The 25,107-nt window shown below is 37.7% G+C and carries 23 protein-coding genes and 2 CRISPR repeat arrays (1 of these 25 only partly in view); of the genes, 5 read left to right on the forward strand and 18 right to left on the reverse strand.

Annotated features, from left to right (window positions below; all coding sequences use genetic code 11):
* Positions 1-277: direct repeats of the CRISPR family, unit length 32 nt; unit sequence ATTTCAATCCACGCATCCATAAAGGATGCGAC; it begins 18 nt to the left of the window's first position.
* Between the two features lie 174 nt (positions 278-451).
* From NSU02_RS17375 to NSU02_RS17415, 9 genes are all read right to left on the reverse strand, one after another.
* Positions 452-1,608, reverse strand: a protein-coding gene (locus tag NSU02_RS17375) for an IS3 family transposase (RefSeq protein WP_339193383.1) whose coding sequence is annotated in 2 segments (ribosomal slippage) — positions 452-1,350 and positions 1,350-1,608 — 1,158 coding nt in all. Because the reading frame shifts where the segments join, the coding sequence is not laid out codon by codon here.
* Between the two features lie 82 nt (positions 1,609-1,690).
* Positions 1,691-2,843: direct repeats of the CRISPR family, unit length 32 nt; unit sequence ATTTCAATCCACGCATCCATAAAGGATGCGAC.
* A 168-nt stretch (positions 2,844-3,011) separates the two neighbouring features.
* Positions 3,012-3,302, reverse strand: coding sequence for a CRISPR-associated endonuclease Cas2 (gene cas2, locus NSU02_RS17380; protein WP_094244427.1), 291 nt, complete (start codon positions 3,300-3,302; stop codon positions 3,012-3,014).
* Between the two features lie 9 nt (positions 3,303-3,311).
* A complete protein-coding gene (gene cas1c, locus NSU02_RS17385) occupies positions 3,312-4,343 on the reverse strand; it encodes a type I-C CRISPR-associated endonuclease Cas1c (protein ID WP_094244426.1) in 1,032 nt (343 codons plus the stop codon).
* Complete coding sequence (gene cas4, locus NSU02_RS17390; RefSeq protein WP_094244425.1) at positions 4,340-4,999, reverse strand: CRISPR-associated protein Cas4; 660 nt, start codon at positions 4,997-4,999, stop codon at positions 4,340-4,342. Before cas4 ends, cas1c begins: the two co-directional genes overlap by 4 nt.
* Positions 4,989-5,840 (reverse strand): type I-C CRISPR-associated protein Cas7/Csd2, encoded by an 852-nt coding sequence (gene cas7c, locus NSU02_RS17395; RefSeq protein WP_144598277.1) that lies wholly within the window; start codon positions 5,838-5,840, stop codon positions 4,989-4,991. Before cas7c ends, cas4 begins: the two co-directional genes overlap by 11 nt.
* Position 5,841: 1 nt before the next feature.
* Positions 5,842-7,734: a type I-C CRISPR-associated protein Cas8c/Csd1 gene (gene cas8c, locus NSU02_RS17400; protein ID WP_339193385.1), complete on the reverse strand. Its 1,893-nt coding sequence runs from the start codon at positions 7,732-7,734 to the stop codon at positions 5,842-5,844.
* Positions 7,735-8,451 carry a type I-C CRISPR-associated protein Cas5c gene (gene cas5c, locus NSU02_RS17405; protein WP_130158748.1) on the reverse strand — a complete coding sequence of 239 codons (717 nt, stop codon included), beginning with the start codon at positions 8,449-8,451 and terminating at the stop codon, positions 7,735-7,737.
* 255 nt (positions 8,452-8,706) lie between these two features.
* Positions 8,707-11,133, reverse strand: coding sequence for a CRISPR-associated helicase Cas3' (gene cas3, locus NSU02_RS17410; RefSeq protein ID WP_339193386.1), 2,427 nt, complete (start codon positions 11,131-11,133; stop codon positions 8,707-8,709).
* 183 nt (positions 11,134-11,316) lie between these two features.
* Positions 11,317-12,264 carry a WYL domain-containing protein gene (locus NSU02_RS17415; RefSeq protein WP_339193387.1) on the reverse strand — a complete coding sequence of 316 codons (948 nt, stop codon included), beginning with the start codon at positions 12,262-12,264 and terminating at the stop codon, positions 11,317-11,319.
* A gap of 960 nt (positions 12,265-13,224) precedes the next feature.
* Between NSU02_RS17415 and NSU02_RS17420 the strand changes: the two genes are divergently transcribed.
* From NSU02_RS17420 to NSU02_RS17440, 5 genes are read left to right on the forward strand one after another with little or no spacing between them, the layout of a single operon-like run.
* Positions 13,225-13,848, forward strand: a complete 624-nt coding sequence (locus tag NSU02_RS17420; RefSeq protein WP_232515597.1) for a TetR/AcrR family transcriptional regulator — start codon at positions 13,225-13,227, stop codon at positions 13,846-13,848.
* A gap of 15 nt (positions 13,849-13,863) precedes the next feature.
* Positions 13,864-14,694, forward strand: coding sequence for a transporter substrate-binding domain-containing protein (locus tag NSU02_RS17425; protein ID WP_339193388.1), 831 nt, complete (start codon positions 13,864-13,866; stop codon positions 14,692-14,694).
* A gap of 18 nt (positions 14,695-14,712) precedes the next feature.
* Positions 14,713-15,354 carry an amino acid ABC transporter permease gene (locus NSU02_RS17430; RefSeq protein ID WP_130157528.1) on the forward strand — a complete coding sequence of 214 codons (642 nt, stop codon included), beginning with the start codon at positions 14,713-14,715 and terminating at the stop codon, positions 15,352-15,354.
* Between the two features lie 12 nt (positions 15,355-15,366).
* Positions 15,367-16,113: an amino acid ABC transporter ATP-binding protein gene (locus NSU02_RS17435; RefSeq protein ID WP_339193389.1), complete on the forward strand. Its 747-nt coding sequence runs from the start codon at positions 15,367-15,369 to the stop codon at positions 16,111-16,113.
* Between the two features lie 19 nt (positions 16,114-16,132).
* Positions 16,133-16,561 (forward strand): OsmC family protein, encoded by a 429-nt coding sequence (locus tag NSU02_RS17440; protein ID WP_063387719.1) that lies wholly within the window; start codon positions 16,133-16,135, stop codon positions 16,559-16,561.
* A gap of 438 nt (positions 16,562-16,999) precedes the next feature.
* Here the strand turns inward: NSU02_RS17440 and NSU02_RS17445 are convergent, their stop codons facing one another.
* From NSU02_RS17445 to ltrA, 9 genes are all read right to left on the reverse strand, one after another.
* A complete protein-coding gene (locus NSU02_RS17445; RefSeq protein WP_063387718.1) occupies positions 17,000-17,332 on the reverse strand; it encodes an antibiotic biosynthesis monooxygenase in 333 nt (110 codons plus the stop codon).
* Positions 17,302-18,117, reverse strand: coding sequence for an ABC transporter ATP-binding protein (locus NSU02_RS17450; protein WP_130157530.1), 816 nt, complete (start codon positions 18,115-18,117; stop codon positions 17,302-17,304). Before NSU02_RS17450 ends, NSU02_RS17445 begins: the two co-directional genes overlap by 31 nt.
* Positions 18,104-19,099, reverse strand: a complete 996-nt coding sequence (locus tag NSU02_RS17455) for an iron ABC transporter permease (RefSeq protein WP_063387716.1) — start codon at positions 19,097-19,099, stop codon at positions 18,104-18,106. The genes NSU02_RS17450 and NSU02_RS17455 overlap by 14 nt, the downstream gene beginning before the upstream one ends.
* Positions 19,096-20,043 (reverse strand): ABC transporter substrate-binding protein, encoded by a 948-nt coding sequence (locus NSU02_RS17460; RefSeq protein ID WP_327848717.1) that lies wholly within the window; start codon positions 20,041-20,043, stop codon positions 19,096-19,098. Before NSU02_RS17460 ends, NSU02_RS17455 begins: the two co-directional genes overlap by 4 nt.
* Positions 20,044-20,117: 74 nt before the next feature.
* The gene (gene srtB / locus NSU02_RS17465; protein WP_339193390.1) at positions 20,118-20,885 is read right to left on the reverse strand and encodes a class B sortase; all 768 of its coding nucleotides are present in this window, start codon (positions 20,883-20,885) and stop codon (positions 20,118-20,120) included.
* Complete coding sequence (locus NSU02_RS17470; RefSeq protein WP_130157533.1) at positions 20,882-21,679, reverse strand: ABC transporter ATP-binding protein; 798 nt, start codon at positions 21,677-21,679, stop codon at positions 20,882-20,884. Before NSU02_RS17470 ends, srtB begins: the two co-directional genes overlap by 4 nt.
* Complete coding sequence (locus tag NSU02_RS17475) at positions 21,669-22,649, reverse strand: iron ABC transporter permease (protein ID WP_063387712.1); 981 nt, start codon at positions 22,647-22,649, stop codon at positions 21,669-21,671. The genes NSU02_RS17470 and NSU02_RS17475 overlap by 11 nt, the downstream gene beginning before the upstream one ends.
* Before the next feature lie 29 nt (positions 22,650-22,678).
* Positions 22,679-23,560 carry a heme ABC transporter substrate-binding protein IsdE gene (gene isdE, locus NSU02_RS17480; protein WP_063387711.1) on the reverse strand — a complete coding sequence of 294 codons (882 nt, stop codon included), beginning with the start codon at positions 23,558-23,560 and terminating at the stop codon, positions 22,679-22,681.
* 153 nt (positions 23,561-23,713) lie between these two features.
* Positions 23,714-24,973, reverse strand: coding sequence for a group II intron reverse transcriptase/maturase (gene ltrA / locus NSU02_RS17485; RefSeq protein ID WP_094245397.1), 1,260 nt, complete (start codon positions 24,971-24,973; stop codon positions 23,714-23,716).
* Between the last annotated feature and the right edge of the window lie 134 nt (positions 24,974-25,107).

The following is a 25,107-nucleotide window of genomic DNA, read 5'->3' on the forward strand; positions in this document are numbered from 1 at the left end:
ATAAAGGATGCGACTCATATGGAAAAACTTATTTATACCGGAATGGAGATTTCAATCCACGCATCCATAAAGGATGCGACAACAAGCACATTGTGACCATATCATTCCTATTTGATTTCAATCCACGCATCCATAAAGGATGCGACGGAGTATCATGCCCCCCAAAGCTTTTTACCGGAATTTCAATCCACGCATCCATAAGGATGCGACACGATGTGGTGACATTGATCGAACAGGCCATTTGTATTTCAATCCACGCATCCATAAAGGATGCGACCTAAAGTACCCTTTAGATATTGATATTAGGTCAATAAAGTAGACACAAAAATTTATAAATTTTTTTCGCAGCTACCGCGCTATCGCTTGGTGGCCTTTTAAAAATAATTACGACGTTGTCCTAATTATTTTTAAAGGTAAATTTTCGGGTCTAACTATTCTATTAATATGCTCATTAAGCTCCCTTTTTGTCGTACATACGTTCGTATTCAGATGGTGAAAAATACTCTGTTGCGGAGTGAATACGTTTATTATTGTAAAATATTTCTATATACTCAAATATGCTCTTTTTTGCTTCTTCCCTTGTTTTATAACGAGTCTGATAGATTAGTTCTTTTTTTATTATCCCATGAAATGATTCAATACAAGCGTTGTCATAACAATTTCCTTTGCGGCTCATGCTACATTTCATTCCGTATTCCATTAGCTTAGCTTGATAGTCATTTGAAGCATATTGACTCCCTCGATCAGAATGATGGAGGATAGAACCCTGTGGTTGTTGACGCTGATAGGCTTGCTTTAAAGCACTTAACACTAGCTCCTTTTTCATGGAACAGTCTATATGCCAGCCGACTATTTTCCTTGAATACAAATCCATCATACTAGCTAGATAAAGCCAACCTTCATCCGTTGGAATGTAGGTGATATCAGCTACCCATACTTCATTTGGTTTCGTAACAGTAAAATGTTGGTTTAAGACATTTTCGTGGACCGGATGGTTATGTTTTGAGTTAGTAGTTGCCTTATGCTTTTTCACGGTACGAGACTTCATTCCCTCTTCATTCATTATGCGGGAAACCGTCTTCTGTGAAACCTTAATTCCTCCATGATTAAGCTTTTTGGTAACCTTGGGACTCCCATACAGTTGGCGGGATTCGATATACACACGACGCACTTCCTGCGTCAATTCTTCTCGACGCTCTTGTCTAGCACTTTTGGGACGATCACGCCATTTATAATAACCGCTTCGAGAAACTTTCAATACTTCGCACATCTTCTCCAATCGGTAATCGAAGCGATGTTTATGGATAAATGAATATTTTACCGATGGTCTTTCGCGAAGAAGTGCATCGCCTTTTTTAAGATGGAGTTTTCCTCCTCCAGATCCCGAATACGTTTCTTCAGTTCACGAACTTCGTGGTCTTCGGATCGAAACGTTTGGGTTTCTGTTATTTCAGGTTCTTGCTTATATTTTTTCATCCAGCCGTGAAGAGTATTTTCGTTAATTTTGAGCTCACGAGCCACTTGTGCAACGGATTTCGCTTCCTCCAAAATATAACGAACAGTTTGACGCTTAAAGTCTTCCTCGTACCGCCTTTGTTTTTTTGTCATGTAGACACCTCATTTTTCTCTATTATTACTATAATAATCTGTGTCTACTTTTTAGTCTAACATCATATTTAGAACGAATTTTATTTCAATCCACGCATCCATAAAGGATGCGACAACAATTAATCCTCAACAAATGGTATCGCATAGATATTTCAATCCACGCATCCATAAAGGATGCGACGTGAAAAATTCGAGGAAGCTGAAAAAGAGGAAAAATTTCAATCCACGCATCCATAAAGGATGCGACTGTTGTTACTGGTGAAGTACGTTTTTCATACGTATTTCAATCCACGCATCCATAAAGGATGCGACATGGGTGCTTGATAAAACTATGATCACCAAAAAAATTTCAATCCACGCATCCATAAAGGATGCGACTTTTGCGTGTCGGTCATACCTTTCATCGATTCTTATTTCAATCCACGCATCCATAAAGGATGCGACGACAACTCTTTCGCAACAGCTTAGCTGCACCGTTATTTCAATCCACGCATCCATAAAGGATGCGACTTATGAACCAAGTGCATAGGAGGTAGGTGTCGTATTTCAATCCACGCATCCATAAAGGATGCGACGCTCATTCGCTTGACGTGCGCGTTCAGTTGCGTTAATTTCAATCCACGCATCCATAAAGGATGCGACTGCTTCCTGTTTTTTCGTCTCCGATATGACGTCTATTTCAATCCACGCATCCATAAAGGATGCGACGTTTGACTTACTTTGCTTGCAATCTGATTTGTAATTTCAATCCACGCATCCATAAAGGATGCGACGGTGGATGATTTAGTTGAAGAATACGAAGAAGGAAATTTCAATCCACGCATCCATAAAGGATGCGACATGATCTCAAGCGTTTCTTGTGGGATGTATTTAGAATTTCAATCCACGCATCCATAAAGGATGCGACTTTTTTACAACCCACAGACAGCACAAAAATATGAATTTCAATCCACGCATCCATAAAGGATGCGACAGCCCGAATACCGGACAACCTTTGAAGACAATTATTTCAATCCACGCATCCATAAAGGATGCGACTTAATCAGCAGCAGGAAATTGAAAAGCTAACAAATTTCAATCCACGCATCCATAAAGGATGCGACGATCGCAGACGACCGGCCGGCATGGATGATTCGTATTTCAATCCACGCATCCATAAAGGATGCGACGAATAAGGATGATCTCACAAAGCATTTAAAAAGGATTTCAATCCACGCATCCATAAAGGATGCGACAGCGATTTTTCCTCAAAATTACTTAAATTGATGTAATTTTGACAAAAAACCGCCATTTTCTTTATAAAAATAAAGAACTTTTTTCAAAAAAAAAATAAAATATGGAAATGATTTCAAAAAAATCAGGTGCGAATGTATCAAGAATTTCAAGCTCATTATACATTCGCACTAAAAAATTATAGGATCCTCTAAATCAAGTGATGCTTTCACACCTATATGCTCTACTCTAGACTTATAATTGTTTCCTAGTTGATAGAACCTGAGACTATCTTTATTTTCATCAATAATATTGGTAAGTTCTAATTTTAAAGCTGTAAATTGGGCTGCATCGACGTTACATTCAAAAACTGAATTTTGGACTCGTTGGCCATAATTTTGGCATACTTTTGACACTTTCCTTAATCTTTTTTGTCCTGCACTGCTTACAGTACTAACATCATAAGTTATTAAAACTAACAAAATTTACACCTACTTCCATAAAAATGGTGGATACTCATCCAAATCATCACGTAAATGACGGGCCAATAGTAAAGCTTGTGCATGTGGAACTAATCCCCAAGTTATTTTCTCGCCTAAATATGGATGTGTTATCTTGTCTTGTTTTCTATTTTGCCATGCAGATAAGAATTTCTTTCTAGCTTCATCTGTCATAATTACAGCTCCATTTTCTTTTTTTATAAAATCCTCTTTGTTAACAATTTTTTTATTAATCAATGTTAAGACAAACTTATCTGCGTAAACACCCCGCAATTCTTCCATTACATCTAAAGCTAAAGATGCTCTTCCTGGTCGATCTCGATGCAAAAAACCAACATATGCATCGAGACCAACCCCCTCCAACGCTGATGCCATATCATTTGCCAATAACGTATAAGCAAATGAAAGCATTGCATTCACGTTATCTAATGGCGGTCTTCGTGATCGCGAGTGGAAATAAAAATCTTCTTTTTGCTGTAATATCATCTGATTAAACAGTTTATTGTAACTTATAGCAGCTTGTCCTTCCAAACCTCTTAATCTTTCTAAATCTTCACACTCTCGCACATCATGAATGATAGATGATAAATGTTGAGAGATTTCTTTAAAAAGAGCTACATCCACTCGTAATGGATAATCTCTAGTCATTCTTTCTATTATCCATTTATTGTTATAAATCTTTCCAATAATAAAGTTACGTGCAATTTTTACCGACATAACTTCATCTTCAGACACACGATATTGTTTCTTTCTAAGGATGACGTTACCTTTGCTTTTTCCGATCACTCTTGCCAGAAATCGACCGTTCTTAGTTAAAAAAACTAATGAAATATTTTTTTCTGCACAATATCCCATTAATGCAGGACTTGCACCAGTATAGCCAAAGGATACGATTGATTCTAAATTATGAAGCGGTAATCTACCTATCTTCTCATTCTCTTTTAAAAGGACAATATTATCGCCGTCTAATGATAAATAAACATCTGATTGAGTGATAAATAATGTGTTAAGCAGTTTTTTCATTCTTTTATCTTTCCTTCAATATAACTTTTTACAGTCCGCTTATTCATTAAATTTGGCAAACAAATATTTTGGAGGGAACAGTTTTTGCAAAAAGATCCAGTTTTCACTTTAGGCGTATACTTGCGCTTATAATGATCATGCATTTCTAAGACAATTGACCTTACTTTATTTTTATTTTCTAATGTTATAGGTATTTCTACTCTCCGTTTTATCTCGTTATAAAACATATATCCTATGTTTATTTTGCAAAGTAACATCTCCTCTAAACACATAACTTGTGCTGTTAATTGCAATATATCTGAATCATTTATTTTCGGCTTTCCACGTTTATATTCTATAGGATAGGCAACATATTTTCCTTCAGCACCCACTATTTCTACACCATTATTATCTTTAACAAATTCAACAACATCACAAACACCGGTAATTTTCAGTTCATTTGACTTTACAGGCATTGCTCGAACAATCAGTTTATTGCCACGCTTCTCTCGAATAAATGGCTTGTCAGCTTTTCGGTGAAGATATTGTCCTTCAATCGTTCTTACATTTTCTTCCCATTGCTGTTCAATATGAATGAGAGCCCATTGGCGTCTACAAAATTGAAAATGCTGAATACCGGACAACATTAAATAAATTTCTTCCTCATTATTTACCATCGATGACCACAGCTTTTAAACCATCTAGCTCATTTAAAGTGATCGTATAATCATCAATCGATTTTGGTTCTTCCACATTTTTTTCAATTTTTAATAAACGATGAACTTTAGCGGAAGAATATTGTCCCAGTTTTGAATTGTGCTCCCACCAATAAACTTTGTGCACTTCCATGCTTCCTTCAGGTCTCGCAGCAGATGCGTCATTCTCAAACAATGTAACAAGAGCTTGTTGGATTTTTAGCGCATCTTCATTTGTAAATCCTGTTTTTTCTGCCAATTGTGTGTTGATACTGCCGTAAAAAACATATACCCCAAAATCCACTCGATGTTTCATTCCCATAGTATCAGAGCTTCGTTTCTCATTCGTTACAGAGTTGACACTTTTGGTAATCTGCATACTGACAATATCAACAGGGTCGACACTTGTTGCCGTATGGATTGAAACAGGACCACGAACACCGACAGATAAATCGGATCCTTTAAAGGCAAAAACTTGACCAAAAGCGCGGACATCGATCCATAACTGGCAAGCTATCTTGGCAAACTCTTCACTTGAACCGTTTTTAGAACTCATAATTTTCTTTAATTCCGGGTGTGCTTCTGCACGCTCCTTTAAACTTTGAAAATCATCGACTCTTCGATCATTTGATTGAACAAAAATGGACTCTCCCATATCCTGCAGTCGATTTCTGATTTTTCGTTTAATGGCCACATCCGAAATTTCCCCATGTCCGTCATAATTTTGTCTTGGACGATTTCCATTTAATGGATCTCCGTTTGGGTTGGCTTTTTTTACCGATAATACAACAGCAAAATCAATTTTATGATCTAAGATTGACATATTACATTCCTCCTACTTCATTAGTTGGTTCAGTATTTTTTTCTGATTTCTGATATAATGCATGTCGTTGGCTATAAAAACCTAATAGGTATTTACCAGATAACGGTTTGTTATTAAAATCTTCAAATTTCATTCTAGAAGCCACTTCATCAATTAGTTTGGACAAATATAGTCCTCTTGTCCCGAGCCTCATTTGATAAGGTTGAATACTTTCCTGAATGATCTTCCATGTTCTTTCGGGGTGTCTGGAAAAAGCGTTCATATATCTGATGGCATTCGTAGCTCGCGTTTCATCAGAATCCAAAGCTCGTCTTTCCAGCACATCCGCAATGGCCAATAACCTCCCAAATAAATAATCGCGGTCGTTATTTTCTGTATCTAGCGCCATATTTAATCCCTCCTGTTTATTAATTAAAGCGCAGGTAATACTTAGCGTTTTTTCCCATTCCCAGTTATCCATTGCTACTGGATTTGAAGCGCGATAAAAAGCGCTTCTGATAATATCCAGTGGAATTTTTTTACCATCGACAATACAAGGCAAGATGCGCTCCATCAGTCCTTTCACTACTTTATCGTTTGCATTCGGCCCATAAGCAGCAAACGCAATATCTTTAGTCGCGGGAGCTCCATAAAATTGAACCGCTTTCTTTTCTTCATCTTTTCGATAACGGTGAAGCCACGCGCAAGTTGAGTGCCATTCAACCAGTCGTTGTAAATACAGTTCCCTATTCATATTTCGATAATAAAGCACAGCAAGACGGCCCGTAGTAGCAGAATCAAGGATTAAAATATTCACCTCGGACTTTGTTGTCAGATTCGCTTTATACCCTTCCAAAGCTTTGGCTATTTCATTAGCAAATTCCTGATTCGTAAATGATTTTCTTTCTTTTTTTTCTAATGGTATGGGATGGATAGCAAAAGTATCTTCTGTCGGATCTGGTAGAGTAATTTCATCATTTCCCCATACGAGAAACACGCGTTGGTCAATGATTTTTCCCTGCCTGTTAATCAACCATTTCAGTGCATTATGCGCCTTTTGGGAAACATCATAACTAATGGTGGCTACCTCATTACTTTTATCGAAACGTCCCCTAAATGTAAAACCACTCGTGTCATTGGCTGAAATTAGTTTCGCTTTATCGCCAGCATTTCTAATTTTGTTTGCGTGTTTATCAGTGACTGGCAACTTTTTTCCTGTTACATAACAAAAATCTTCGTCGTTGTTCTTTAAGAGGTCTTTGTAGTAAGAAATAAATGAATCGTACATTTCAGAATCGTTCCAAACCTTTGTCAATATAGTATGAGGTGAATAAACATTGAAACGAACAAAAGCACTCTCCACTCCACCGCTAATGACCGAAAAAATAGGTGGTTTGCTTCCATATAAAGCTTCGTGTTTTTTATTCCATTTATCAATTAAACGCCCATTCGGATCTAGATACAAAATGTTTGCAGCCACTAAATCTTTAATAAGCCGCTTTTGGCTTAAATAGTGATAAATACTTTTTACTTTCTTTGTTGCATAAGGGGATTCTGCCCAATCTTTCAACTGTTGAATATAATAGCTAAAGGGTTCTTCTTTTTTTATTTCCCCACCATATGTAACAAAATCGCCTGCTACATAGCTTAATTTATCGTGAAGCGGGTAAGGAGCTATTTTTGAACCTGCTCGATTGGCAGAATCTTCTGTGCAAGGGATGACAGTCACTTCCTTAATGACTGTTGCCGAATGAAATTGCCCGTCTTCTGTGATATTCACTTCAATATGCGCGGTTTGAGTCGTATGAGAAATCGGCAACAAAGTATACTCTTGTTCATTATGCTTTTTTTCCATTACACCTACACGATCTAAATTGGCTTCATATGTCTCATATAAATTTAATAACCAGCTCATTTATTCACCTCCCCCTCCTAATTGATTTAACAGTTCATCAGCAGATTCAATATTTGTTTTATCGAAATGCTTCGGATCCATTTTTTTGATTTTTCGAACATGTGTACATTGATCTGGCCTAATAAACTGAATAATGCCATTCTTCATAACTGGATTCCATAGACGTACTTCCATTTCGTTTCTACCGGTTTCATCTGGGTAATTAATCCCATGAACCATGGTACCTAGATGAATATCGCCATAATCGTCATAAAATCCTTCACCTTCACCAAATACACACGGTTCAACATACCCTTGACATTCTCTAGTGCCTAAAAAGATATCTCTTCGTCCTCCAGCTTTCAGTGAACGTTTTAGTATGTTGTGATGCTTATGTTCGTTGCGATCAAAAGCAAGATCAGGACGGTGCGGATTAAAAACAAAATGTGCACGCACTTGATATCTTACGTCTTTTAAATACGTATAATGAGCCAGTGTATTTCCCCCACCATATTCAATTGGCCGAATGCCTTTGGATTCCATTCGAATCGGATTCATCACTCGAACCTCATCAATGATAAAAAGTATGGTGGGCTTCCAATAAATCGACTCGACAATTCCTTTCAACGCCTGGTAGGTTGGCACTTGATAGGACAGCTTTTCACCTCCCATTTTTGTCAAAGGATCCGTGAATAAGGCGTAATCACCATAAACTTCAAATTCAATAGCGTTTCTCAATACAGACACCTCCTTTTTGAATTTTTTAATAATTTAATAATAATCTTTTTTCAGAAAATATTCAATTTAAATAATATATTATATGAAATATAATATTTGAATCTTGATTATGGTATAATAAATTGTCGCTTTTAAAAGCGTGGATTGAAAAATATATTATATTATTTGAAAGAGGGTGCACCAAAAGTAATTGGCACCCTTTTGATTGTACTTTATTTTATTTAAGACCCCAGACCCCTCTTAAGTAAGCATCTTTTAAAATATACTTACATCCAAATGGCTGTCATTTTCAAGGTTGAGGCCGAATTCCTTATCATATGCTCCCTCTTTTAAGGCTAGGACTTTGCCGTCTAAATAACGCACTAACCCATCATTTTTGATTAATTGTTCGCGTTCATAATCGAAGATGTTGATCGTATATTGCTGAGCCTTTCGCAAAAGCTGGGAAAATTCATAAATGCTTTTATTGCTATTGAATTCAGCGATAATTTCTTTACCATCACCATACGGAACAATTACGGAAGTAGTCATGTCGTCAATCACTCGGAAATGTTCAGCCGCTGTTTTATAGCTATTTACTAAAAATAACGGAGGAAGCGCACCATTTTTTTGAAAATATGCTTGGCTATAGGAGCTTTTTCTTCTATTGGCTATCAATAGCTCTACCATTTCTTTTTTCAATTTCGGTATAAAATAATTCAAACTCTGCTTGAATTCCGTATAATACTCTTTAAAATATCTTTCCATCGCTTGCATAGACAAGATGCTGCCACCATGATTGGCCTGATCGCGGCTTATATCAATCAAAATTCTTTTCGCAACTTCTTTTCCAACAGCTATTTCTTTTAAACGATTTAACTTTTCTTCTTCATGGTCTATAACATAAACATTTTGTATGTCCTTTTCACCGTGCCGATTGCATCTGCCTGCAGCTTGTGCAATGGAATCTAATCCTGCTAATGAGCGAATCACACAATCGAAACTAACATCTACCCCCGCTTCAATCAGTTGGGTGCTTACACAAATTACTTTATTACCCTCTTTCAGATGATCTTTTATTTCACCTAAAATTTTATTACGATGAGCAGCACACATTGATGTACTCAAATGATAAATTGGTAAATTTATCTTCTTCATTTTCAATTGAGTATACAGATCTTTCACAACTGATTTCGTATTTAAAATAACTAACACACTTTGTACTTCTCTTATTTTTGCCTCAATAAAATTGGATAGTTTTTCATTATTAAATGTTTCATTTGTTGCTTTATCAATGATTTCCACCCGTTTAAATGCATTAATTACATAATTTAGGTTTTTGACCATTTCCGCATCCGTATTTATTTCTAATTTATGCTCAACGAAGTCTAATGCTGGTTGAGTTGCAGTGCAAAGCACGATGCTGGAGCAACCATAAGTTTTTAAAAAGTTTAGTGCCTGATTAAATAGAGATACACATGAAATAGGAACTTTTTGCACTTCATCAAAAATAATCACTGAATGACTTAAATTATGTAGCCTCCTAATATTTCTACTCCCATTTGCGTAAAAAACGTTCAAAAATTGTACAATCGTTGTAAAAATAATTGGTGAATCCCAATTATCTTTGGCTAATTTTAATTTTTGTTGCACACTAATCAAGCCATCTTGATTTTCATCATCATCTATATCTTCAATAACGTTTGAATGATGCTCTAATATATTGGCATCATCTTTTAATATTTTTCTAACTTCTTCTGCGTTTTGTTCAATAATAGTTGTATAGGGGACTACAAAAATGATGTGTTTTTTGTTATAAAGTTTCGCGTGTTTAAGAGCATATCTTAAACTTGCTAATGTTTTCCCTCCACCAGTTGGGATAGATAACGTATATATTCCTGATGCTCTCTCAGCAAATTTATCACACTGATCAGACATTTCTTTTCTTAGAAGATTAATAGGTGTACAGGCATCCTTTTGTTTACTATATGAATTGATTTTTCTCATGAGCCTTTCGTAGTATATATCAAATAACTCTTCATGATTGTTTATAGGGTCATTGGTTTTATTTTCTTCAAATAATCTTGTATTCGTTCTATCAGCATCAATTAAAGCACTAAATACAAATTTGGTTAAAAACATTAGTTGCTTTTCATAATTTCCTGATGACTCTTTTGCTAAAAATTGTTTTAACTCTTCAGCTGCTTTGTCAACATAATTATGAAAATCTCTCTCATTCATAACATATTTAAAAAAATATTGCTTTATCCTATCAAATTCAGGCAATTCTTTATCACGAACTCTTTTTAAGTAATTTGATTCTAAATCTGGATTTAAAAAATCTTGAAGATACGAGTGATGAGAAATTATCGCATTTCCCACCACTTCTGCTAAGAGACCTTTATGAGGATCTAACTTCTCGCTTGTATGAAAAATCTCATAGAGAAGTTTCCCACCTGCAGTTGAATGGTCAACACTTCCTCTTCTAGGCGGTGCATCAGGATTATTTACTGCTTCTAATATGTATTCTCTAAATTCATTTGTGCATTTTCCAAGATCATGAAGCACACCCGCAAGACCAGTTAAATGTCTTACACCTAGCTTTTCCCCATAGGATTCAGCTAAATCTCTTACTTCTAACAAATGATCTTTAACAGTTTGTATTTTATTATCACTTTCGCGTATATGGGCAATAAACTTCATTTAATCCCGCTCCCTGCGATATTTTTAAATATTTGCACCTACTCTAGATACACTAAAATTTCATATTAATATTCGATAAAGCAACGGGAAGCCTTTCAACCTCAAATTGGCATCGAAGTCTCATTTCTTTTCCCTCCAAGCTTTTCTATCATCATCCTATCATCTATTCCGGAACTTAATATGTCAGTTTAAAAAATTTTTTGACATTTTTTCTACTTCTTCCTCGACGCTTTGGCGAAGTTCATTCGGACCGAGCACCTGAACTGCAGATCCCATGCTTAATACAAAACTAGTTAATTCCGGCAACCCGGACATCGTCGCCCGAAAAATGATGGATCCATCTTGTTGTTGCTCTATTTCTTGATCCTCTGAATAGATCTTTTCACTTAAAATCTTGGAAAATGGTGGTTTTACATGCAATTCAACAAAATAGGTATCAGCATAAATACTCGTTTTACCTATATAGTCTTCGAGCCGAAATGATTCATCACGCTGAAACCTTTCTTCATATATTTGATAATCTTGAATTCTAGTTAATTTAAAATCACGATAATCATTTCTCAGCTCACAATAAGCAATGCAATACCAAAATTTTTTATACGGAATCAGTTTGTAAGGATGAATGATGCGTTCAGTGCGGTCTGAATTTAAAGCCTCATAAACAATTTTCACTTTTCTGCGAGCCGCGATTGCAAAATTTAATTGTTCATACTTATCTTTTTCATGATTCCAATCGACATTTGCTTTTTCCTCTAAAATAATTGGCTGCCATTCAGACGAAGACTGAATCTGCTGTTTGGAAATACTTTGAATCTTCATGACGGCACTTTCAAAATCATTGAATTGCAAAAAGGTAGGATGATTTTTTAAATATTCACTTGCCTTTACTAACGCTTCTAATTCTTTTGGTGAAAGCGACAAGTATTCAAAAATATTGCTTTTCGGCAGAACATAACCTCCATATCTTCCCCTAGCTGTCTGAATATGGAATCCAGCCATTTCTAATTGATCTCGATAAACTCGAATAACCCTTTCACTTAATTCAAGTTCTTCTGCTAATTCTTTAATTTGCATTCGTCCTCGTGATTTCAATAAAAGGAGCATTCGAAAAGCGTTGACAATTTTCGACATAATGATACCTCCAAAATACCTAACAACATTTACGTGTAATATTTTACCATAGTAAATTAATCCTATAGACACTATGTATTGAAAATTTATAAAACTTTTTAAATTAGGTCTATTAGAACAGAGTGTGATCGCTTCAACCACAGAAGATGCTCTTGCCATCGGCTTTTCAAAGTAAAGGTATCTTTAGCACACGTTAGGTGAACAAAGGCCAAGATATTTCATAAAAAACCGTCGAGCAGAAATTGAGGAAGATATTTTTGAAGGAAAACTTAAAGAAGATAGGATCATTTTGAAAATATAGGTGAATTGGTATTCTTGATTTTCTTTATCTGTGATAATCATGTAGAAAAAGTGGATCCTGAAATGTGAATTGGTATTCTTGATTATCTTTATCCACAACTAAATGCAAGACAACTTGATTACGTGTCAAAATTTTATCCTCATTCCTGCTCTTTTTTTTCGCATAAAAGCAAGGCTCTTTGCAGAAGGAGAAGTGTTCGCAAACGTCGTCATTGTTTTTTTGCTAATAAAATCCTAAAGGGTAAAAGTCACAATGAATCCATCTTTATCCCCTTTTTCACTGATTTCCTAAGTCAGCTAAATCAATTGCTGGGATATACAGTCGAAAATAATGAAGAAAACGTTGATAGTTGATCTCGTTAACAGCAAAACAGTTGCAGACATCGGCAGATTCATTTTTTCCACATGAAAAGCATTGTTTCTTTGATTTCTTCTCTTGCTATGTTCATGAACGAACACAGAGGACTGTGTGTGAAAGCGGGACGAATAACGTAATGCAGATTTCCATAAAATAACGGTGATTCGCTCTGTTATTCTTTTCAGCCCAACCATTTCTAAATTTGCAGCATGGCTTTTTAAAAAAATGAAGCAAAAGTGTTGACTAATTTATAGTAATCTTATAGGATTTAATTGACTAATGAGTCAGTCAGGGGGGGTATAGTGCAGGCAGAAGCTCGAAGACAGGAAAGAAAACAGCAATTATTGCAAATTGCATTAGAATTATTTGCGACAGTTGGCTATGAAAAAACGAAAGTCTCAGATATCGTCGCAAAAGGCAATGTGTCCCAAGGGACATTTTATTGGTATTTTAAAAGCAAAGAAGCGATCGCGCTTGAGATGCTGGAAATAGGTCGTGCCCAACTTTTAGATGCAATCAAACTAGGGTACCGCACAAAAAAAGTGGACTTGCAAGATTCCGTTGCTTCCACGACACAAATGTTTGAACGAATTTTTCATTTCGCTGAAAACAATAAGTATTTCATGAACATATTGCTAAAAGGCATTCATTCTCAGCCAAAGATACAAGAAAAAGTGGAAGAGATTAAAGCAGACATGGAAACAGCTTTTGCGGAAAATATTGCACAGGCCAAAGAACTGAAAATGATCTCGCGTGAAGTAGATCCAAAATTACTGGCAGTATTCATCATGAGCCTCCTGGAAGGAGTTTTAGCCAGATGGCTATTTCAATCGCCATCATCAAAAGATGCATTACAGCAAAAAACACTTCAACAGCTCATTGAAGAAACTGTACACTTTGAATTTTTTGGAATCTTTGGTGTCTAATGAAGGAGGATAAACATGAAAAAAATAAGATGGTTCATTTCACTCATTGCAATAGCAGCTCTAATACTTTCAGCATGCGGCAATAACAATGATCAAAAAGAAAAACAAACTCAAAATCAAGAGAAAAACGCATTACAGGAAATCAAAGATAAAGGCGAAATCACTGTCGGCATTATGGGTACTTATGCACCTTATAATTTTATGAATGAAAACAAAGAATACGACGGCTTTGACGTTGACATTGCGAAAGAATTGGCAAAACGTCTAGGAGTTAAAGCAAATTTTGTTGCACAAGAATTTTCTGGTTTAATTCCTGGGCTTCAAAAAGGTAAATTCGATATTTTAGTAAGCCAAGTGACAATCACAGATGAACGGAAAAAACAAATCGATTTTACAGAACCATATATTACAAATAAAGTCAAAGTGATCGTTCGGGAAGACAATAATGACATCAAATCTGTTAATGATTTTAAAGGAAAAACAATCGGAGTTGGACTTGGTACGAATGATGAAGCATATTTGCGAAATGAATTATTGCCAAAAGTGGGCGATTTTAAAATCAACACATATGATGACGTGATTACAACATTAAAAGACTTGGATGCTGGCAGAATTGATGCAACGATCAACAATGTCTATGCATTAAAACCAGTCATTGAAGAAAACGGCTATAAAATTAAAGCCGTCGGCGATCCAATTAAGGAGGACCAAGCTGGCGTTGCTGTGAAAAAAGGCAATAAAGAATTGGTGGATGCTTTAAATAAAGCATTGAAAGAAATGAAAGAAGACGGAACATATAAAGAAATTTATGTAAAATGGTTTGACGAAGAGCCGACCGAAGAATGATGAAAGTAGGTTGCCAAAATGGACTTAGTCATTGAAAACTTGCCTTTTTTGTTAAAAGGGGCATATTATACATTACTCATTACTGTAGTTTCCATGTTCTTCGGTTTAATCATTGGTTTAATCATTGCGATTGCCCGACTTAAGGGCAATCGCATTCTGCGTGGTATAGCAAGAGCCTATGTGTCCATTATTCGGGGGACACCGGCATTGGTGCAAATCGTCATCGTTTATTATGGCTTAGTTGATTATGGGATTGAATTAGGCCCATTAACTGCTGCGTATATTGCACTAAGTATTAACATCGGCGCTTATGTTTCAGAAGCGTTTCGCGGTGCGATTCAATCCATACCAAAAGGGCAAACAGAAGCAGCGCTCGCAACTGGTATGACGGAACGCCAGGCGATGCGCCGAATTATCATCCCTCAAGCGATTCGCTACGCTATCCCCCCACTTGGCAATACATTTGTCGGAATGTTAAAAGAAACATCGCTCGTATCCGTTATTGCGGTCACAGAATTAATGCGCTCTGCTCAATTATTAGTGGCGCAATATTATGTTTACATGCCGTTTTATGCAGCCATTGCAGCGATGTATTGGATTATGAGTACATTCTTTACATTTTTATTAAATAAAATCGAAAAACGGCTGTCTGTTTATTAAGGTGGTGACAGCATGATAGAGATTAAAAATTTACAGAAAAATTTTGGACAGCATGAAATATTAAAAAATATTTCATTATCCATTCCAGCCCATCAAGTAGTGGCAGTCATTGGTCCAAGCGGTTCAGGAAAAAGTACGTTTTTAAGATGCATCAACGGACTTGAAACAATTACAGGCGGCACCATTACAGTCGACGGTCACGTGATTGATGCAAATGCTTCAAAAAAAGCACAACAAAAAGAAATTTATGCCATTCGTCGAAAAACAGGGATGGTGTTTCAACAATTTAATTTATACCCGCATAAAACGGCCGTCCAAAATGTAATGGAAGCTTTATTAGTAGTGAAAAAAATGCCGAAGAAAAAAGCATACAGCATCGCAGCCAATTTGTTAGAAAAAGTCGGGCTTGCAGCAAAAGAAGATGCTTATCCGTCTCAGCTGTCAGGCGGGCAGCAACAGCGTGTAGCGATCGCAAGAGCTCTTGCGATGGAACCGAAGTTGATGCTATTCGATGAACCGACTTCTGCACTTGATCCGGAGCTTGTAGGAGAAGTATTAAAAGTAATGAAAGAATTAGCAGAAGACGGCATGACGATGATTATTGTAACGCATGAGATGAAATTTGCCCGGAGTGCCGCTGACCGCATTTTATTTATGGCAGACGGCGTTATCGTAGAAGATGCGAAGCCAGCAGCATTTTTTGAACATCCGCAAACAGCGCGGGCACAAAAATTTTTGCAACAAGTTACAGAGTTTTAAAAGAGAGGAATTGAACAATATGCAAATTAAAGCAACATGGCAGGGCGGCCGTGCTTTTGAAGCAGTCGGTCCATCCGGATACAAAATGGCAATGGATGCCACGGAAAACTACGGTGGAGAAGGAAGTGCCGCAACCCCAACAGAAATGCTCCTAGCGGCTCTTGCCGGCTGCATTGGAATTGATGTAACGATGATTTTAAGACATGAATTAGATCATATTGAGGCAATTGATATTACAGTCGACGGCACGCGTCGCGAAGAATTGCCCTCTTCTTTCACCGCTTATACCATCACATTTACAGTAAATGGGGATATAACGCCGAAAAAAGTTTGGCGCGCCATCCAATTAGGCAAACAAAAATATTGTGCGGTTTCTGCATCTTTAAAGGGTGACGTTACGTTCAAACTAATATTGAACGGCAAAGAAATTCCTGCTGAAAAAGAGTGAAAAAACGAAGTAAAGTTTTGATTGCAAAGGATATTGAAAAATCTTTTGCAATCATTTTTTTATACAAATTTTGTTTTAGCAGCTGCCTTTAACTACCTATTTTCTTGTTTCTAACAGCTGTTCCGCTGTCCAAGCCGGAGTGTTTGCGGTTTTAACTAACTATTTTCTTGATTGGGGCTGTCTAATAAGTCGTTTTTTCGGCTTATTTACGGCCCCCTTTTATTTTAGAAACGTTGAAATATCGATGTTAATGATTTTTGGTTTTCAATAGGGATTTGACTTTCTGGACAGCCCCGTGCTACATTTTTTGTTTTTGCTGAAAAAAATAAACGACCTTTTCCCGCAATTCATTTGGAAAAGGCCGCAATTCGGATATCTATTCTTTTTCCAATCAATTTTTGTAACTTTCTTCACAAAAATCGCTCTGCCATCTTTTATTTATAAATTTTCGACAGCACGCTCATCTTCTTTTACATAGGAATATGCTAGCTCATGGAAGGACACTTGATTTCCAATAACATAGTCATGTTGTTTTCGATTTTCATGCGCTTTTTGGAACACATCGCTGTGGAACCAACCTTCGAAGCTTTCTTTGTTCTCCCATGTTGTGTATACACGAACTTCGTCATAATCTTTTAATCCGTCTGTTACTAAGAGATCTAAACGAATGAACCCAGGAAATTTCTCAATTCCCTTTCTAATTTTAAAACGCTCCACTAACTTTCCGGAATATCCTTTTTTCACGCGAATGGAATTGGTAACGATGTACATTCTTTTTTCCCCTTTCTTTTGAATCGTTTTGGAATAAACATTGGTTTTCCATCCATATCATGGATGGAGACAGAAATACCAAATACCTCTTCAAACATTTTTTCCGAAAATACTTCCTCTGGACTGCCTTGTTGATAAATCGTCCCGTCTTTCATCACGATTAAGCGGTCACTATACTGTGCGGCTTGATTCAGATCGTGAAGAATCATGATGACCGTCCTGTTATACTGTTGATTGATCGTTTGGACAACCTCCAAAATTTCCAATTGATGTACAATATCTAAAAACGTGGTCGGTTCATCCAATAATAAATATTCAGTACTCTGGGCAAGAACCATCGCAATCCATGCTCTTTGCCTCTCGCCTCCTGATAAGGAAGACAAGTGTTGATGTTCATATTGTTTCACATTGGCAAGAGCTAACGCCCAATCAACGATTTCTTTATCTTCTTGACTGAATGGGGCAAATTTGCGTTTATAAGGGTTCCTGCCGAACTCTACTAATTCACGTACGGTAAAATCGAGCGTAACATCATGTGTTTGCGGCAGCATAGTTAATTGTTTTGCAATATCTTTTCGATTCGCAGAAACGATATTTTTTCCATCGAGAATGATCTCGCCATTTTGGGGCTGTAATAAGGCAGCGATGAGCCGCAGCAAGGTGGATTTTCCTGATCCATTAGGGCCGATAATGCTAATCACTTCACCCTTTGGCAATTCCAGATTCATTTCGTTGATGCCGAATCGTTTGGAATGGTGGTAAGTCAGATCTTTAACGGTGAGCATGCTTCACTCCCCCTTTAAAGACCAAATATAGGAAAAACGGACCGCCTAGAAAAGACAGCAGGATCCCTACCGGCAGTTCAATAGGATCAAACCAGCTTCTTGCCGCAGCATCTGCGAACACAACGAGTATGCCGCCGCCTACACAGGATAATGGCAGCAAATAACGATAATCGTTTCCGATGAGCAATCGAATGATATGCGGAACGATAAGACCTACAAATCCTACCAGTCCGGCCACACTGACGGCTATTCCAGCTAAAAGAGCACTGACAAAAATTAAGAAAAATCTGCTTCTTTCCACTTGATGGCCTAATAAAGTGGCCACCTCATCCCCCAGCATCAGCATGCGGATATGTTTGATGGAAAAAAACGCTAATGCCAGTGCAAAAATGGCATAATAAACAATCATCTCTACATGCACCCAGCTTACGCCGCTAATCCCGCCATTTAGCCACGGCAGAACCGCTTGAACTTTGTCGCTATGTAAAATCATAATACATGACATGATCGCACCTAAAAAGGCGTTGATTGAAATCCCGACCAGCATAATTCGAACAATGGAAGTTCCATCTTGCCAAGCTAGCAAATAAATGAGCATAGCCGTAAGAAAAGCGCCAAGAAAGGCTGCTAAAGGCAAAATGTGCAGTTGATCGGGATACAGCACCATGATCACCGTCGCTGCCAGTCCTGCCCCAGACGTCACGCCAATAATACCGGGATCCGCAAGCGGGTTTTTCATTACACCTTGTAAAATCGCACCCGAAACCGCTAAACACATGCCGACAAGCAGCCCAACGAGAATCCTTGGGAGCCGCAAATCCCAAACAACACGGTACACTAACGATTCCTTATCGCCCATATCCGCAAAAAATTCCTTAAATGAAATAGAGATACTGCCTGCTGTCAGGCTATAGAATACGCTTAGAAACAATAAGATGATCAGAATGATGATAAGCCATATTCGTTTCTTTCGATTCATCATGAATCCTTTCCTATATCTTTCAAGCTTTGACGCATATATTCCACTGCTTCTGTGATCTTTGTCCCCGGATTAGTGCCAAACAAATTCGATGGCAGCACCACAATGTTTCCTTTTTTTACTGCATCTAAGTTTTTCCAAGCTGCATTTTTTTCCATTTCTTGTTTAAAAGCTTTTTCTACCCCGCTAGGATCACCGTGTGTGATTAAGTAAATGATATCTGGATCAGCTTCCACCACACGTTCTACCGCTAATTGAGCGTATTGCGGATATTCTTTTAACTTTGGAAAGTTCGATGCTACATTGATTCCACCCGATTTTTCTAAAATATCTCCTGCCAATGACGTTGGGAGAGCTGCTAAAAATGATCCAGGTGCTCCATAAACAAGCAATGCTTGAGCTTCGGAAGCTTCCGTTTGCTTCTCAACGACTTGCTCGATTTGTTTAATCAACTCTTGAGCTTTCGATTCTTTACCGAGAAGAGTTCCATATGTTTCGATGTTTTTCTTTATATCTTCAATGGAATTCGCTTCCGTCATGATAGTTTGTATTCCTTGATTCTCCAATGCGGGGATGTTTTTATCAAAACCAACATTGGCAATTAACACATCTGGCTTCAAACTTACGATCTTCTCTATATTCGGCTGGTGTGTATTTCCGATTTCTGCTACTTTTACTAATTCTTCCGGTATCTCTACCTTCGTACTAGGCCTGCCGACAATTTCCCCTCCTAATTGATGAATGATATCCATATCACCGATCGTTAATGAAGCAAATTTTTTCGGATGAGTGTCAAAAGCAACTTCACGACCTGATGCATCGGTCACTTTCACTTTGCTTTCTGTTACTTTTGTCCCTCCTGTTGATTCAGTTCCTTTTACCCCGCATCCGGTAAATAAGAGCAATAAGAAAAACGTGAGGGTGATTTGGAAAAGTTTTGTTTTCAAAAGTATCCCTCCTTTACCATTTTAATTAAAAATGATTATCATTGTCAATTGTTATTTTCAAAATTTTCAACTATTTACTTGTTCTTCTTTAATTTTGCATGTATGACAAGTCTCCCTTCTCCTCCAGGAAACGTGTAATCACAAGTAGATAAAGTTAAAATTTGATCATTCGGTTCGATATCAATATCGGTCTTATAAATGGAACGATCTTTTAACTGATTGACAAATGATAAAAATTCGTCATCAGAGGAAAATTCAGTATCGATATAATAAAAATCTGTAGTCGTTTTATATACTGAAAAGATTTCAGCATCGTAGCTTTCATATAACGTATCAAAATAAATGGTGCGGTGATGCTGGAAAAACGATTCATCCAGATATTTATCTAATTGTCCAAACATCGTGTCATCTTTCATACGATGTCCGTAAAGGATAACATTTTGATTTAGGCCTTTCACATCATTTCGATAATCCATAAAAATGCTTCCAGCCCTTGATTTCTCTTTTTTATAATTTCTTGTTAAATAAAACTCATTGTTTTCCGCTTGAAGAATCGGATACGAAATGTATGTGTCGGGAATTTCAATCCAACCAACAATATCTTGGTTAATGCGCTGCAATTCAATAAAAGACGAACGAATTCTTTCAAAGTCCTTGCCTTCGTGAGAAGTTCTTTCGGTACGATTTTCTTGATAAACCTCTTGAATTTCAGCTAAAACTTGCCGGTTTGTATAGTAATCGTAAAGGATACTTATAATTTGATACGCTGAAAAAAACAAAATCCCAATGCAAACAATGCTAACGAGTTTCCCAATGATCTTTCTCAATCCCCGATCATTCATGTCGCATTGTCATTCCTTCTAGCAACTCCCATTGGCACAACATAAAATCCGCTTTGATCATTATGATTGACTATGGCTCTTACCCCATAAATGCTTTCAATCATTCCTTCCGTGATCACTTCTTTTGGAGAACCTTCCGTCACAATTTCGCCGTTTTTCATCACAATAATCCAATCACTATAACGAATGGCTTGATTCATATCATGCAGCACCATCACAATCGTAATGTTATACTCCCTGTTTAACTTCTTGATGAGCTCTAAAATTTCGAATTGATAATAAACATCCAAATATGTTGTCGGTTCATCCAAAAACAAAATAGGGGTTTTTTGCGCCAATGCCATCGCTATCCAAACTCGCTGTCTTTCTCCCCCAGACAGCTGTTCTACTTTTTCTTTTCGTTTTGATTGCAAATTGGTAATGGAAAGCGCCCAATCAATCACTTCTTCATCCTCTTCTGAGTTATGATGATGAAAAAATCTTTTATACGGCATGCGGCCGTAGCTCACCAGGTTCTCGACATTGATATCAAAAGGAATTTCATTTTTTTGATGAACAACCGATAGTTTCTTCGCCAATTCCTTCGGCTTATATTGTTGAATCAATTTTCCGTCCAAAATAATCTGGCCTTTTTGCGGTGCATTGTGGCTAGACATAACTTCTAATAATGTGGATTTTCCGCATCCATTCGGACCGATAATCGTCGTAATTTTACCAGGTTCAACAGCAAGGTTAATTGATTTTAACTGATCCTCTTTTTGATTATATGAAAATGAAACATTTTTAACCTCCATAGATGCGATCACTCCTTCTAATCAATATAATCAAAAAGGGACCGCCGATTAATGACATAATAATGGATGCAGGAAGTTCCGTCGGCGCTAAAAACACCCTTCCGATTGTGTCGGCCGTTAAAATAAGCAAAGCTCCTGATAAAATGGAGAATGGTGTTAATATTTTATAATCTGAACCGACTAATAGCCGTCCAATATGGGGAATTAGCAAACCGACAAATGCAATGACCCCAACAGTTGCGGTTGTGACGCTTGCCAAATAAACTGCAATCGCAGATATAATAACCCGAGCTCTTGTCACGTGAAGCCCCAGATTTCGCGCCGTTTTATCTTGTAAAGCCAGCATGTTGCACCAAGAATAAACGAGCAAGGACAATATTAAACCGATGGAACCATATATAACAATTGTTTGAACATCGTCCCACGTTTGTTGAGATAATGTTGATGCAGTAGCTTTCGCAGAACTGGTTGTCGTATAGCCTCTGTAGTTAAAGGATTCATATAATGCAGTAAACACCGCATTGACTGCCACCCCAACTAAAATTAATCGAAGGGGGCTGAGCCCTGATTTCCATGAAAAGGAATAGACAAGAAAACAGGCAAGTATCCCTCCTAGAAAAGCAAACAGCGGCATCCAAAAAAACAACGTAGGAAAGAAGCTGATCATAGTTAATGCAACAAAATTGGCTCCTGAAGAAATCCCGATGATCCCAGCTTCCGCCAAAGGATTTCTCATAACTGCCTGCAATAATAATCCCGATACCGCCAAATTTGCTCCAGCAAAAAGGGACACAATGATCCGCGGAAATCTCATATCTTTTATGACTTCTACATCTTCATTTCCACCAAACAAAAGGCCTCTGATCAACTCAGCAACGCCAATTTCCAAACTTCCGTTCACAATAGAGAAAAAAGTGACAACAACCAGCATTGTGGTCACTACTGCAAAAGTTAGCCACGTTTTCTTCATGGATCAGCACCCTTTTCTTTTTTGTCCGCTTATTCATGAAACTCAGGATACAAATATTTCACCAATTCATCTAAAGCTTCATCCGCTCGAATGGTTGCGGTAGTCGGGAACAATTCTTCTTCCAGATCATACACCCTGCCATTTTTGACAGCATCAAAATGCTTCCATATATCGTTTTTCTTAAATTCTTCATCGAACATTTTGACTACTTCCTCCGGCATGCCGTGAGCAAGCCTTAATATGACATCGGGATTGGATTCATATAAATATTCTGTGTTAGATTCTAAATACTCCACTTTCTCTCCTTGAATCACGTTGTTTCCACCCGCCAATTTCACTAGATCGCCAATATAGGAATGCTCTGTTGCCACTAAGTAACTTCCGGGAACTCCGAGTAAGATTAAAACATTTGGTTTTTCCAAGTTACGAGTTTTTTTCTGGATTTCTTTTACTTTTTTTTCGAATCTATCAACGATCTTCTTCGCTTGTTTTTGTCGTTCATATTTTTCTCCGAGTGCAAGAATTTCCTTTTCCATTGATTGAAGACTGGTTAAATCCAAAAAATCTACTTGAACGTTATGTTTTTCAAACACTGGCTCTAAATCATATTGAATAGTTGAAACAGAGTATACATCAGTAGGTTTTAAAGACATCAAAACTTCCATATCAGGATTTTTAGCATACCCCACTCTTTTCGCATTCTTATACCGCTCCGGCAGTTTTTTGCTGCTTGTGGGGACGCCAACTAAATCAATATCTAATGCATCAAAAATTTCCGTAACGGCAACAGATAATGAGACAACTCGATGATCCTGTTTTTTCGGCTTTTTTTGTTCCGTTGATTCAGCAGCAGATGAAGAACAACCGGCGACGACAACCAGCAGCATTATCAAAAGGATCAGCCATCCCATTCTTCTTTGTTTACACACTTAAACAAAGCCTCCCCGCTTTCGACCGACCTAAAAAGTCGTTGTCATATTTTTTAAATAAATCGAGTAGGAGGGGGTGACTAACCCCCGACCTCTCACACCACCGTACGTACCGTTCGGTATACGGCGGTTCAATTAAGTATGACGTAGTGCTTGATATCTTTCGAATAGACTTCTTAACCCTCGACGCTTCCAATAGGAGTTGTCGAGGGTTTTGTGTAGAATGGGACTGCAGGCAATCCGCCAATATTTCTTGCGTGTATTGCCCCATTCGAATGCTTTATGGCTTGGAACTTCTAATCCTCTGAGTTTCCGAATTCTTGTTTTCGGGGTTTTCCATTCTTTCCACAAACACATCCGAAGCCTTCGTCTAATCCATTCATCAAATTCTTTGAACTTACTTGGTGTTTCTGCCAAGGCAAAATATCCGCACCATCCCATTAAATACTTATTCAGTTTCTCAATCCTTTTCTCCATTGGATACGGTTTCGACCTTGATGTAATTTCACGAATCTTGTTCTTCAAACGTTTCACACTTTCGTTCGCAATCCGTACCTTTGGAGTCTTATTGAGTGTGAAGCTGAAACCGAGAAACTTCCGTTTCCAAGGACGGTCTACCGCCGATTTCTCTTTATTTACCTTGAGCTTTAACTCCTTCTCTATAAAGTTCGTAATGGAGTTCATGACACGAATTCCTGCTTTCTTTGTTTTCACATAGATGTTACAGTCATCCGCATACCGAACAAACTTATGTCCACGTTTCTCAAGCTCTTTATCCAATTCATGAAGCATGATGTTTGATAAAAGTGGACTAAGCGGGCCGCCTTGAGGCGTTCCCATGTCCGTTTCCATTACCACTCCATTGATCATCACGCCTGATTGAAGATACCGGCGAATTACCTTCAGTAGAATTCGATCTTTGATCGTTTTCGCCAAGATCCCCATCAGTTTGTCGTGATTCACCTTGTCAAAGAATTTCTCTAGGTCTATATCGACTACCCAACGATATCCTTCTTTGATATAACCCTTTGCTTCCCTAACCGCATCATGTCCCCTTCTACCTGGTCGGAAACCATAGCTATGGTTCGAGAAGGTCGGATCAAAGATTTTCGTCAACACTTGGGCAATCGCTTGTTGGATGAAACGATCCGTCACGGTAGGGATCCCTAGAAGTCTTACTCCACCGTTCGGTTTCGGGATTTCGACTCGACGGACGGGTAAGGGCTTGTAGGTTCCTTCTCTCAACGACTGTCGAATGGAGTCCCAATTTTCGTAGAGGTGTCTTCGTAGGTCTTTTACGGACATGCCATCTACTCCGTGACCTCCTTTATTCTGTTCGACTCGTTTCAGTGCCGCCAGGAGATTTTCCCGTGACAAAATCATTTCCATCAACATTGATATCCTCTCCACGTGAACGAATTCTTCTATTTGTGCCATCTTCTGCTCCACCCTCTTGAAGTCCCCCGTGGGATTCACCACTTCCTCCTTCAAGTAAGTCCTATCGGATTGTCTGCTTCCACACAGAAGGT

Origin of the sequence: Aeribacillus sp. FSL W8-0870 (assembly GCF_037963755.1) — a bacterium.
In the GTDB taxonomy this organism is placed as follows: domain Bacteria; phylum Bacillota; class Bacilli; order Bacillales; family Aeribacillaceae; genus Aeribacillus; species Aeribacillus composti.